This is a genomic window from Nitrospira sp. BLG_1, from assembly GCF_047338595.1.
Classification (GTDB): Bacteria; Nitrospirota; Nitrospiria; order Nitrospirales; family Nitrospiraceae; genus Nitrospira_D.
In genome coordinates, this window is record NZ_JBLFBO010000020.1 from 1 (window position 1) to 12,181 (window position 12,181).

At 54.4% G+C, this 12,181-nt stretch carries 12 protein-coding genes; all 12 read left to right on the top strand.

Translation table 11 applies throughout. From position 1 onward, the window contains the following. Positions 1-1,481 (top strand): biosynthetic-type acetolactate synthase large subunit (gene ilvB / locus ACMTNU_RS13830; RefSeq protein WP_413935846.1); only part of this gene is annotated, 1,481 nt, incomplete at its 5' end. Between the two features lie 96 nt (positions 1,482-1,577). Then, the gene (gene ilvN / locus ACMTNU_RS13835) at positions 1,578-2,096 is read left to right on the top strand and encodes an acetolactate synthase small subunit (RefSeq protein ID WP_413935847.1); all 519 of its coding nucleotides are present in this window, start codon (positions 1,578-1,580) and stop codon (positions 2,094-2,096) included. Positions 2,097-2,152: 56 nt separating this feature from the next. Then, a complete protein-coding gene (ilvC, locus tag ACMTNU_RS13840) occupies positions 2,153-3,166 on the top strand; it encodes a ketol-acid reductoisomerase (RefSeq protein ID WP_413935848.1) in 1,014 nt (337 codons plus the stop codon). 145 nt (positions 3,167-3,311) lie between these two features. Continuing rightward, positions 3,312-3,962: a phosphatidylserine decarboxylase family protein gene (locus ACMTNU_RS13845; protein WP_413935849.1), complete on the top strand. Its 651-nt coding sequence runs from the start codon at positions 3,312-3,314 to the stop codon at positions 3,960-3,962. Beyond that, positions 3,959-4,765: a CDP-diacylglycerol--serine O-phosphatidyltransferase gene (pssA, locus tag ACMTNU_RS13850; RefSeq protein WP_413935850.1), complete on the top strand. Its 807-nt coding sequence runs from the start codon at positions 3,959-3,961 to the stop codon at positions 4,763-4,765. Before ACMTNU_RS13845 ends, pssA begins: the two co-directional genes overlap by 4 nt. A gap of 488 nt (positions 4,766-5,253) precedes the next feature. After that, positions 5,254-6,801, top strand: a complete 1,548-nt coding sequence (locus ACMTNU_RS13855) for a 2-isopropylmalate synthase (RefSeq protein WP_413935851.1) — start codon at positions 5,254-5,256, stop codon at positions 6,799-6,801. Positions 6,802-6,861: 60 nt separating this feature from the next. Continuing rightward, positions 6,862-7,230, top strand: a complete 369-nt coding sequence (locus tag ACMTNU_RS13860; protein WP_413935852.1) for a cupin domain-containing protein — start codon at positions 6,862-6,864, stop codon at positions 7,228-7,230. Between the two features lie 32 nt (positions 7,231-7,262). Then, positions 7,263-8,336, top strand: coding sequence for a 3-isopropylmalate dehydrogenase (leuB, locus tag ACMTNU_RS13865; protein WP_413935853.1), 1,074 nt, complete (start codon positions 7,263-7,265; stop codon positions 8,334-8,336). Positions 8,337-8,352: 16 nt separating this feature from the next. After that, complete coding sequence (locus ACMTNU_RS13870) at positions 8,353-9,561, top strand: hypothetical protein (RefSeq protein ID WP_413935854.1); 1,209 nt, start codon at positions 8,353-8,355, stop codon at positions 9,559-9,561. A gap of 7 nt (positions 9,562-9,568) precedes the next feature. Beyond that, positions 9,569-10,591: an aspartate-semialdehyde dehydrogenase gene (locus ACMTNU_RS13875; protein ID WP_413935855.1), complete on the top strand. Its 1,023-nt coding sequence runs from the start codon at positions 9,569-9,571 to the stop codon at positions 10,589-10,591. Between the two features lie 58 nt (positions 10,592-10,649). Beyond that, positions 10,650-10,904 carry a DUF2905 domain-containing protein gene (locus ACMTNU_RS13880; RefSeq protein WP_413935856.1) on the top strand — a complete coding sequence of 85 codons (255 nt, stop codon included), beginning with the start codon at positions 10,650-10,652 and terminating at the stop codon, positions 10,902-10,904. Then, a complete protein-coding gene (locus ACMTNU_RS13885; RefSeq protein WP_413935857.1) occupies positions 10,901-12,124 on the top strand; it encodes a SpoIID/LytB domain-containing protein in 1,224 nt (407 codons plus the stop codon). Before ACMTNU_RS13880 ends, ACMTNU_RS13885 begins: the two co-directional genes overlap by 4 nt. Positions 12,125-12,181 lie beyond the last annotated feature (57 nt).

The following is a 12,181-nucleotide window of genomic DNA, read 5'->3' on the forward strand; positions in this document are numbered from 1 at the left end:
GCGGTCAGGTCCCGACGAGCTTGATCGGGAATGATGCGTTTCAGGAAGCAGACAATATCGGGTTGAGCCGACCCTGCACGAAATATAATTTCCTTGTGAAAGACGTGAACGATTTGGCGGCTACTATTAAAGAGGCGTTTTATATCGCAACGACTGGCCGACCTGGTCCGGTCCTGGTCGATATTCCGAAAGATGTCTCGATGGCCAAAGCGGACTTTACCTATCCGAATTCGGTCTCGATCCGTGGGTACAACCCGACTGTCGAGGGGAATAAGTGGCAGATTAAGCAGGCGGCCGAAGCCATTATGAAGGCCAAGAAGCCGATTCTCTATGTGGGCGGTGGGGTCGTGTTTTCAGGCGCATCGCAAGAGCTCCTTGAATTGGCTGAGATGACGCAGATTCCGGTCGATATGACCTTGATGGGGCTGGGTGCGTTTCCTGGGGAGCATCCACTGTCCATGGGGATGCTGGGGATGCATGGGACCTATCAGGCTAATATGGCCATGCATTATTCGGATTTGGTCATTGCGATCGGGGCACGGTTTGATGATCGGGTGACGGGGAAGCCATCAGAGTTCTGTCCCCATGCGAAAGTTATTCACGTTGATATCGATCCGACGTCGATCCGCAAGAACATCCATGTCGACATTCCAATCGTGGGCGACTGTAAGAGCGTGCTCCGTGAGTTGAATCAGATTCTACGTGCAACAGTGAATGGGGAGCAAAAAGACCTTCGGAAACCTTGGTGGGATCAGATCCGAGACTGGCAACAGGCTCATCCCTTGGCGTATCACCAGGAGAAGGAGGGGCCGATCAAACCGCAACAAGTCGTCAAGCGGTTGTATGAGTTGACGAAAGACCGAGATCCGATCGTCGCCACCGATGTCGGACAGCATCAGATGTGGGCGGCGCAATATTTCAAGCTGGCGAAACCCAACCGGTGGTTGACCTCAGGCGGGCTGGGTACGATGGGCTTTGGATTCCCCGCAGCAATGGGGGCACAGGCGGCTTTTCGAGATCGTCTGGTGCTCTGTATCGCAGGCGATGGCAGTATTCAGATGAACATGCAGGAAATGGCGACGGCGGTCTTGAGCAAATTGCCGGTGAAGATTATCATCCTGAACAATGGATTTCACGGCATGGTTCGGCAATGGCAGGATCTATTTTATGAAGGGCGCTACGCATCGAGCAATCTTGGTACGACGCCGGATTTCGTCAAGTTGGCGGAGGCCTATGGGGCGGTGGGGCTGCGGGTCAAGAAGGTCGGTGATCTCGATGCGGTTCTGAAAGAAGCGTTGGCAACGGATAAACCCGTCATTGTGGATGTGCCGACCTATCCCTATGAGAATTGCTATCCGATGATTCCTGCCGGCGGGTGCAATCATGAGATGATCTTGGAGGATCCGCCTGAGTTGAAGATGAAACAATCCGGTGGCGCCAAAGTGACACCGGAAGATAAGGATACGGTTCTAACTGCATAGGAGTGAGAGCGTGTGGCGTATCGCTGATGGCAGAAACGGGAGACTGTAGTCGGCTCCGAGCCATAAGCCATCGGCTAGAAGCTCTTTGAGTTGAGAATGGAACATATTATTTCAGTGACTGTTGAAAATAAGTTTGGAGTCTTATCCCGAGTCGCAGGGTTGTTCAGCGGGAGAGGATTCAATATTGAGAGTTTGTCGGTGGCTCCGACGCTTGATCCCTCCATGTCCCAGATGACGATTGTGACCTCGGGCGATGAGCGGATCATCGAGCAGATCGTGAAACAACTCAACAAACTGATCGATGTAATCAAGGTGGTCGATTTGAACGAGACGGAATTCGTCTCCCGAGAGACCGCGATCATCAAAGTTCATACGAAAGATGTGGATCGAGCCGAGGCGCTGAGAATCGTCGATATCTTCCGTGCGAACGTGATCGATTCGACACCGACGACCTATACGATCGAAGTATCCGGCGATCCGAAGAAGATAGAAGCGATCATTAACTTGCTTCAGCCGCTTGGGATCAAGGAGTTGGTCCGTACCGGTCGAGTCGCTGTTGCGCGGGAGCCTGTTCGTCAGGCTGCCGTCCAGGCGAAAAAAATTGCCCGCGAATGATTGACTGAGGGACCAAAGAAGCGTCGCTCTAGATTGACCTATGGAAAGGGTGTTTCATGAACATTTACTACGATAAGGATGCTGATCTTCAACAGATTCGGAACAAGAAGGTGGCGGTGGTCGGCTATGGAAGCCAGGGCCATGCGCATGCCCTGAACATGAAGGAAAGCGGAGTCAATGTCGTGATCGGGCTGCGTGAAGGGGCGTCCTGGAAAAAGGCTGAACAGAGTGGGTTGAAAGTTATGCCTGTTGCCGATGCCGTCAAGGCGTCCGATGTCGTGATGATTCTGGCACCTGATGAAGCCCAGGCCGCCATCTATCGACAAGACATTGCGCCCAATCTCAAGCCGGGGGCCTATCTCGCATTTGGTCATGGCTTCAATATTCACTTTGGGCAGATCGTGCCGCCTGCCTCCATCAATGTCTTCATGGTCGCACCGAAAGGCCCGGGACATCTCGTTCGCTCCGAATACACGAAGGGCAGTGGCGTGCCTTGCTTGTTGGCGATTCACCAGGACCCCAGCGGGACGACCAAGCAAGTGGGATTGGCGTATGCGAGTGCGATCGGCGGTGGGCGTGCCGGTGTCATCGAGACCAATTTTCGTGAGGAAACTGAGACGGATCTCTTCGGTGAGCAAGCGGTGTTGTGTGGTGGCCTCACGTCCTTGATTCAAGCGGGTTATGAAACGCTGATTGAAGCTGGTTATTCGCCTGAAATGGCGTACTTCGAGTGTTTGCACGAAGTGAAACTTATCGTCGATCTGATTTATCAGGGGGGCATTGCCAATATGCGCTACTCGATCAGCACGACGGCAAAGTACGGGGATGTGACTCGCGGCCCACGAGTCGTGACCGAGCAAACGAAGCAGGAGATGAAGAAGATTCTCGATGAGATTCAGACCGGGCGGTTTGCCAAGGAATGGGTGCTTGAGAATCAGGCCAATCGACCGGTCTACAATGCTCTGCTCGCGAAGGGGGAGGCGCATCCCATCGAAGCAGTGGGAGCCAAGCTGCGGGGAATGATGCCGTGGCTCAAGAAGGATCAGCTGGTCGATAAAACGAAAAACTAGAGATGTTGAAACCAAGCACCAGTTTCGTTCTCGCATCGTTCAAAGGCTCAACGTACAATAACCACGTACGCTTCACCGTTTCACTTCCTGCGGCCTCGCTGGACGGCCGGTTAGAACATCTCTTCTGAAGAATTGAGGCCACTCCATGGCAGATCGTGCAGTCGGCGTTCCCTTTGCGAAAGAAGGAATTCCCTTCATCGCAGTTCCTGCTGGCGTTACACTGTTGACGGGATTGTTGGGCTGGTCCTTCGTCGCGTTCCTCGGTGGGATTGCGACCTTGTTTTCGGCTTGGTTTTTCCGAAACCCGGCCAGAGTGATCCCGCAAGGTCCAAACCTCATCGTCGCTCCCGGCGACGGTAAAGTGATTGCCATTGAGGAAGAGTTTGAGCCGAGGTATCTGAAAGAACGGAGCCTCCGCGTGACGATCTTTCTGAATGTCTTCAACGTGCACATCAATCGACTACCCTGCGACGGAATGGTTGAAAATGTGCAATATCAGCCGGGTTTGTTCATGGTGGCCAGTAAACCTGAAGCCACGTTTATGAACGAGCAGAATGCATTGATGATCAAGACGCCCGAGGGAATCAAAGTCTTGTGTGTGCAGGTGGCTGGCCTGATCGCCCGGCGTATCGTGTGTTGGATTGCGCCGCTGGAACGAGCTGTTCGGGGTGAGCGATATGGGCTGATTCGGTTTGGGTCGCGTATGGATACGTTTCTCCCTATCGGCACCACGCTTCGGGTGGCTGTCGGGCAGCGGGTGAAAGGCGGGGAAACCATCTTAGGAGAGTTGCCATGAAAACAGCGAGCTTTCGAAGTTCGTTTGGAAAGGGAGGAAAGCGGAGAAAGGCCGCGATGCACCTGATTCCCAACCTCTTTACGACAGGCAACTTGTTCTGTGGGGTATTTGCCATTCTGTCGGTCTTCAATGGCAACTACCTGGAAGCCGCAATCGCGGTGTTGGTCGCTATGATCTTTGACGTCCTGGATGGAAAATCAGCTCGGTTGACCAACAGCACCAGCCAGTTCGGGTTGGAGTATGATTCGCTTTCTGATGTGGTGTCGTTTGGTGTGGCCCCAGGGATCTTGATCTATTCCTGGGCGTTGAGCGGGCATGGAACGTTCGGGGTAGCAGTCATGTTTGCCTATGTGGCCATGGGAGCCGTCCGATTAGCGAGGTTCAACTCCACAGTGGCGGTCTCCGACGGTAAGTACTTTACTGGGTTGGCCATTCCTGCCGCTGCCGGGGTCGTGGCGTCCTTGGTCGTCCTGGATCATTACATCATGAAGATGGGGGCGGATGTCCGCTCGATTGTCGTTCTATTGATGACATTAGGGCTGTCGTTTCTGATGGTCAGCACGATCAAGTATCGGAGCTTTAAGGATCTGAAGTTCAAAGGGCATCGCCAGATCACGTACTTGGTATGGGGTATTCTGGCGCTGATGATGGTCGCCGCGTGGCCTGCGGTTATGTTATTCGTTGTGTTCGCGGGCTATGCCTTGATGGGACCGGTCGAAAAGATCGCTGGGCTGCTTGTTCCGGCTTCTGGGAAACGGGGTGTCGGAAAAGTTGATCTACCACCGGTGGAATCAAACCCATAGCAATAGGAATGGAGAGAAACCGAGAAGGGTGTGAACGGCTAGGATGAGGAGTAGTAGGCGAACTGTTTAGAAGACTGAATGTTCAAGACGGCGATCCAGCATGATTGCAGTGAGGATCCTGTTTCAACATTCTAGAGAGAGCTGGTGGATGGTGCAAACCAGCCTGGACGTCGCCGAACTCGCCTCTGAGCTGAGTCTCCGAACAGGAAGTAAGAGACTCCGTCTCGCCTCCGTAAGAGGCTGAAAGAAGGGTCTGAGGGGAAGATGATCCTCAGGCTAAATCAGGGTGGTACCACGGAGTGCTTCAAGCCTTCGTCCCTGGGTCTAACGGGATGAAGGCTTTTCTTTTACAAGCTGCTGAAAAAGCCTTCCCGCTGCGTTCTCAGTCGTTTGAACCCCTCGACGTACCAACCCAGTACGCCTCGGGGTTCGCACTCCTTGCGGCCTTGCCGGAAGGACTTTTTGAGCAGCTTGTATCGGAGGTTAATATGACACGCATGATCAGAATTTTTGACACGACGTTGCGGGACGGCGAGCAATCGCCCGGTGCCAGCATGAATGTGGAAGAAAAGGTCATGGTGGCGAAACAGCTCGCACGGCTCGGGGTCGATATTATTGAGGCGGGATTTGCCTATAGCTCCCCTGGTGATTTCGAAGCGGTGCGACGGATTGCCCAGGAGGTCGAGGGGCCGACGATCTGCAGCTTGGCACGAGCTCGTCCCGAGGACATTGATCGGGCATGGGAAGCGTTAAAGGGCGCGCCAAAGGTTCGCATCCATACATTTTTGTCGACATCTGATATTCATCTCAAACACCAGTTTCGGATGACGAGGGAACAGGCCAAGCAGCGGGCCGTGGAGATGGTTCAGCGGGCGCGAGGGTATGTCGAGGATGTTGAATTCTCTCCCATGGATGCAAGCCGATCAGACCCATCGTTTCTTTACGAAGTGATCGAGGCGGTCATCGCTGCGGGAGCCGGGACCGTGAATATTCCGGACACCGTGGGCTATGCCGTTCCACAAGAATTCGGTGCGCTGATCAAAGGGATTTGCGACCAAGTCCCCAATGCCAACCAAGCCGTGATTTCCGTCCATTGCCACAATGATCTGGGGGTGGCGGTATCGAACAGCTTGGCGGCCATCATGAACGGGGCCGGACAGGTGGAATGTACGATCAATGGTATCGGCGAGCGTGCGGGGAATACCTCGTTGGAGGAGATCGTGATGGGTCTCCGAACGAGGAAAGACTTTTATCAGGCCGATACCGGAATCAGAACAGAAGAGATTGCGAAGACCAGCCGCTTGGTGAGCAAGATTACCGGCATGGTGGTACAGCCCAACAAAGCGATCGTGGGGGCCAATGCCTTTGCTCATACCTCGGGCATTCATCAAGATGGCTTGCTGAAGGAAAAGGCAACCTATGAAATCATGCGTCCGGAATCAATTGGGTTGGTTGAGAGTCAGATGGTCATGGGCAAGTTGTCCGGGCGACATGCCTTTCGGCAGCGGTTGGAAGAGCTGGGTTACAAGCTCGGTGAAGCCGAGGTCAATCATGCCTTCGAGCGGTTTAAAAAACTCGCCGACCACAAGAAGGAGATTTTCGAGGAAGATCTCGAAGTGATCGTTTCGGAAGAGCTGGCAAAGATGGCCGAGCGTCTTGTTTTAAAGGGCCTGCATGTATCGAGCGGAACTGATCAGGTTCCAACTGCCACGGTTGAACTGGAGATCGATGGCAAGTCTGTCTCACAAACCGGGACCGGTGATGGGCCGGTGGATGCCGTCTATCGCACCATTGCTGCCCTGACGAAGACGAAGAGCCGCTTGTTGATGTACGTCGTCAAAGCCATTACCGGCGGGACTGATGCTCAGGGCGAAGTCTCAGTGCGGGTGCAGGAAGACGGACGGACCGTGTCTGGGCATGGAGCCGATACTGATATCATCACAGCGTCCGCTCGAGCCTACGTCAGCGCCTTGAACAAGTTATCCTATTTGGCGACGCGACAGGCGCAAGGTGAGCAGAAGGTGAACTTGATTTAACGCGGAACTCCACGGTACAGTTTATCTTTTTTGAGTTGATGTTGGTTCGATCGAGAGGGCTTGTTCTTGTTCAAGGTGACGCTAGCGGATCGCCCCGAGTTTCTCGCTGGGGACGAGACCCGCTTGCGGGAGATTTTTCATCCTGCCAAACACCAGTTATCGCTGAATTATAGTCTTGCCCACGGAACCTTGCCGCCCGGGCAACGTTCGAAACGCCATGTCTTAGCCTCCGCTGAAGTCTATTACTTCATCTCGGGGTGGGGGAGATTGACGATTGACGACCAGGTTGCATCAGTTGAACCAGGAACGACGATCTATGTGCCGCCAGGGGGGCGACAGTTTCTTGAAAATATTGGAAACACCGACATAGAGTTTTTGTGTCTCGTTGATCCGGCCTGGCGGATAGAAGATGAAACGATAGTAGAGTAAGCCGTGAGGCTGCGTCATCGAAAGGAGCACCTGTGAAGGCGAAGATTGCAGTATTGGCTGGAGATGGGGTCGGGCGCGAGATCGTGCCTGAAGCGGTCAAGGTATTGAAGGTCATCGCAGAGAAGTTCGGACATGCGTTTGAGTTTGTCCCTGGCGATATCGGTGGGCAGGCAATCGACAAGCTGGGTGTCCCTTTACCCAAAGATACATTGGCCTTAGCCAAGCAAAGCGATGCAGTTCTTCTGGGAGCCGTGGGCGGACCCAGATGGGAAGGGCTTGAATACAGCCTTCGCCCTGAGCGTGCACTGCTTGGAATCCGAGAAGCGCTTGGGCTCTATGCCAACTTGCGACCGGCCAAACTCTATTCGGCACTCGTGGACGCCTCGACCTTGAAGCGTGAGGTGGTCGAGGGGATCGACATCCTCGTCATTCGTGAGTTAACCGGGGGCATCTATTTCGGTAAGCCGAAAGGGATCGAGAAGTTACCCAATGGGGATGAGCGGGGAATCAATACGGAGGTCTATACGACGGAAGAAGTGCGACGAATCGCCAAAGTGGCGTTTGAAGCGGCGAGAAAACGCCGCAAGAAAGTGACATCAGTCGATAAAGCGAACGTCTTAGAGTCCTCGGAACTGTGGCGAAAAGTTGTGATCGATGTCCAGGCCTCCTATCCGGACGTGGAGCTCAGTCATATCTATGTTGATAACGCCGCGATGCAATTGGTGCGAAACCCTCGGCAGTTTGACGTGCTGCTTTGCAATAACATGTTCGGGGATATCCTCAGCGATGAAGCGGCGATGTTAACCGGTTCAATCGGAATGTTACCGTCGGCAAGCATCGGCGCCAAAGTGGGCCTCTTTGAGCCGATTCATGGGAGCGCACCGGACATCGCCGGGAAGAATATTGCCAACCCAATTGCGACCATTGCCTCTGCCGCCATGATGTTGTCCTATGCGTTTCAGCTTGAAAAAGAAGCGGATGCCATCGAGCAGGCCATCCTCAACACGCTCGATCAGGGCTATCGCACCAGGGATATCCAGAGTGCCGGGGCGAAGATCATCGGTACAGTGGAGATGGGTGACGCCATCGTTCGCAATCTCAGTTAGTCAGCGCGTCTAAACTATGGCAGCCATTTTGTCTACATGGATGATCCGCACCCTTGCCGGGAACGGCGAGCCAGGTTTTACCGGTGATGGTGGACCTTCACTCTACGCACAGTTGAACGAGCCGAAGGGGGTGGCGGTCGATGATCATGGTGATGTGTATGTGGCTGACTCTGAAAATCATGTGATCCGTAAGATAGAGCGTACCACGGGCATTATTTCGACGGTTGTCGGCATGCCGCCTGAAGGGCAGGGGGAAGAAGATTCTCAACGAGATCATGTGATTTCTGTCGCAGATGAGGATCCTTTCGCGGACTCTCGTCATGAGTCTGCACAACAATCGTATGTTCAACAGTCGGATTTGAGCGGAACGGTCAGATATGTCACGACGGGAACCGCTCCACTGCAGCGATATGCTGGAGACGGTGGATTGGCCGTAGCCGCTTCCCTCAACTTTCCAACGGCGGTTGTGGTCGATAAAGTTGGAAATCTGTATGTCGCGGATACCATGAACCATCGTGTGCGGCTGGTGAATGCAGTCACGGGTATCATTACCACCTTGGCGGGGACAGGTCAGCCGCGATTCTCGGGCGATGGCGGTTCTGCTGACCAGGCGGCACTCAATGAACCGGCGGCGTTGGTTCTGAGCACCGATGAAACCCTGTTGTACATTGCCGATCAGAGCAACCATCGTGTGCGGATGATCGATCTCAGAACCAGAGTCATTCAGACCGTTGCTGGAACCGGATCGGCGACCTACGATGGGGATGGGAAACTCGGGGTTGAGACGGCCCTTGCTGGCCCAAGTGGCTTGGCGATTACGGGTGACCAGCTCTACATCGCTGATACGTTCAATGGTCGAGTTCGCGCTCTCCATCTTTCAACCGGGCTGATCTCTAACGCTGCGGGAAACGGTGGATCCTACCGATATGAGTCGGCGTTGGACGCATCATCAGCGAGTCTTGCACGTCCGACGGGAATTGCTATTGGTCAGCAGGGAAGGCTCTTTCTGACGGACTCTGATAATCACCTCATCCGAGAATGGGACCAGGCATCAGGAATGGCGGTCTGTGTGGCCGGGCAAGGAAGTCCCTGCTACTCAGGTGATAACGGTCTCGCACGAGAAGCCGGTGTATGTTACCCATTCGGTATCGTTGCCGATCGCGACGGAACGCTGCTGGTGGCGGACACGTTCAATCATCGTATTCGCGCATTGACATTGGAGTAGACGCTGCATGCTGAAGAAGAAACAAGGGTATACAGTGGCCATCCTTGGCGCAACCGGCGCGGTCGGCCAGGAAACCTTAGAAATATTGGAGGAGCGGCAGTTCCCGCTGGCAAGTCTGAGACTGTTTGCCTCCAAGCGATCTGTGGGCGAGATTATGGCGTGTCAAGGAAAGGAGTGGACAGTTGAGGAACTGACGGACTCCTCGTCGTTCGATGGCGTCGATCTGGCTTTTATCTCCGCGACTGATGCGATCAGCAAGGACTATGGGCAGCGATTGGGCGCCGCCGGGATCGCCGTCATCGATGATAGCGCTGTCTTTCGTATGGATGAACAGGTCCCGCTGGTGGTTCCGGAGGTCAATGCGGCGGCATTACGAGACATGCCGCGAGGCATCGTGTCCATTCCCAACTGCACGACCACCCCGTTGGTCATGGCGCTGAAGCCGCTTCACGATGCGGTAGGGGTCAAGCGCGTGGTGGTGACGACCTTCCAATCCGTATCGGGAACCGGGTCGGCGGCCATGGATGAGTTGATGGACCAGACAAAGGATCTCTTGGCGTTTCGTGACATCACGACCAAAGTCTATCCCTACCAAATCGCCTTTAACCTTTTGCCGCACATCGGCTCATTCAACGAGGAAGGCGACTGTTCAGAGGAGATCAAGATCGCGAAGGAGACCCGAAAGATTCTCGGAGCACCAAATCTCAGAGTGACTGCCACGACCGTGCGCGTGCCGGTGCTGCGGTGCCATTCCGAAGCGATCAATATCGAATTGGAACGTCCATTAAACGCGAATGAGGCACGTGCGGCGCTCGCAGCGATGCCTGGCGTGCTGGTCTACGATGATCCGGCAAAGAAACTCTATCCCATGCCGCTCGATGCGACGGGAAAAGACGAGGTGTACATCGGCCGCGTGCGGGAAGACGAATCGATCGCCAATGGTCTCAACCTCTGGGTGGTATCCGACAATCTTCGCAAGGGTGCGGCGTTGAACGCGATTCAGATCGCAGAGTGTTTGATAAATGGCTGATACTACGTCATAAGACTCCGGAGCTGAAAGGTTCCATTGTTCAGAGGGATCACGAGTGATGCCGGAATGGGCCACCCTTGGGAAGATCCTCATTGGAGTAGGGTTTGGGATTGTTGCGCTGGGGATATTGCTAATCGCCCTTGACCGGATTCCTGGTTTTGGAAATAGCCTGAGTTGGCTCGGTAAATTGCCCGGTGACATTTCCATCAAACGTGAGAATGTCAGCTTCTACTTTCCTATCGCCACCAGTATCGTTCTCAGTGTTCTTCTGAGTCTGCTATTCTATATTCTAGGATGGCTCTTCCGAAGATGACAGCAGCACGGCTCTGGGCCGGGGCTGCGGGATTGGGAATCTGCCTGGGGGCGGGCATGGTGTCGGAGGCCCAGGCGGCGCAATCGATTCGCGTCCTATTGGTATCCGATGTTCAGCAGCTCGAAGTGACAAGTGATCAGACTCTTTGGGTGACTGACGAACGGAATCAGGCCTGGTCCTATGGCTCAGTGCTCAAGATTAAGGTGCGAGGCCATGCCCTCATCCTGAACGGCAAACCGGTGGTGACGGATCGACTCACACTACGGGCAGGCAATCACGATCTCACGGTTTGGCTGAATGGACCCGGGAACCGACCCACGGCGCACACCGCTGAGGAGAATGGCGCCCTTCACGTCGGTGGAGTGCTTCAGCTCGTTCGAAAAGGGAAGAGCCGTCTTCTCGTCAACCAAGTTGATCTCGAGGAATATGTCAAAGGTGTCGTGCCGCAAGAAGTGAATTCAACGTGGCATCCGGAGATGCTGAAGGTGCAGGCCGTCGCGACCAGGACCTATGCATTGTACCAACATATGCTGAATTCCACTCGAGCGTACGATGTGGTGGCCGGCATTCAAGATCAGGTCTATCGTGGGCGCCAAGGCATTGATGTCCGAGTGATCGCGGCAGTGGAGTCCACCAGGGGGCTCGTGGTGACCTACCAAGGGGCACCGATCTACGCTGCGTTTTCCTCCACGGCGGCGGGCGTGACAGAAGATGCGATGACCGTGTGGTCAAAGGATCTCCCCTATTTGAAGGGCGTGGAGTGTCCGTTCGACATCGAGTCTCCCTATTATCAGTGGAGGGCATCGGTGAAGATCGAGGCGCTCGAGAAGAATCTTCGGCAGCAGGGATTTTCAGTGGGGTCGATTTCCCATGTCGCTCCGCAGTCGTACAGCCGTGCCGGACGAGTGGCGACATTGCGAGTTATACACTCGAACGGGGAGTTGGTAATACGAGGTGAAGATCTCCGTAGAGCGGTAGGATATACGATTGTTCCCAGCACTCAATTTACCGTTCAGTCGATCGGACAGGACCTTGTCCTTTTCGGCTACGGAGCCGGTCATGCGGTCGGTCTCTGCCAGTGGGGAGCAAAAGAATTGGCAGAGCTGGGTTATTCGTTTTCGAGCATCCTGAGTTATTACTATCCGGGAACGGAACTGCGTGATGCGGCATTGACGCAAACACCGTCTGCTCCTCCCGCTTCTTTGGCCCCTCCGTCCTAACCGGCATTCTTCATGAGTGCTCCTACTGCAACCGCTGATGCGCCACCACGATATTTG

Bases quoted from the DNA above. Each gene is read 5' to 3' on its own strand.
- ACMTNU_RS13855 (WP_413935851.1), top strand. From the start codon at position 5,254: ATGACACGCATGATCAGAATTTTTGACACGACGTTGCGGGACGGCGAG.
- ACMTNU_RS13875 (WP_413935855.1), top strand. From the start codon at position 9,569: ATGCTGAAGAAGAAACAAGGGTATACAGTGGCCATCCTTGGCGCAACC.
- pssA (WP_413935850.1), top strand. From the start codon at position 3,959: ATGAAAACAGCGAGCTTTCGAAGTTCGTTTGGAAAGGGAGGAAAGCGG.
- ACMTNU_RS13845 (WP_413935849.1), top strand. From the start codon at position 3,312: ATGGCAGATCGTGCAGTCGGCGTTCCCTTTGCGAAAGAAGGAATTCCC.
- ilvC (WP_413935848.1), top strand. From the start codon at position 2,153: ATGAACATTTACTACGATAAGGATGCTGATCTTCAACAGATTCGGAAC.
- ACMTNU_RS13885 (WP_413935857.1), top strand. From the start codon at position 10,901: ATGACAGCAGCACGGCTCTGGGCCGGGGCTGCGGGATTGGGAATCTGC.
- ACMTNU_RS13870 (WP_413935854.1), top strand. From the start codon at position 8,353: ATGGCAGCCATTTTGTCTACATGGATGATCCGCACCCTTGCCGGGAAC.
- ACMTNU_RS13880 (WP_413935856.1), top strand. From the start codon at position 10,650: ATGCCGGAATGGGCCACCCTTGGGAAGATCCTCATTGGAGTAGGGTTT.
- ilvN (WP_413935847.1), top strand. From the start codon at position 1,578: ATGGAACATATTATTTCAGTGACTGTTGAAAATAAGTTTGGAGTCTTA.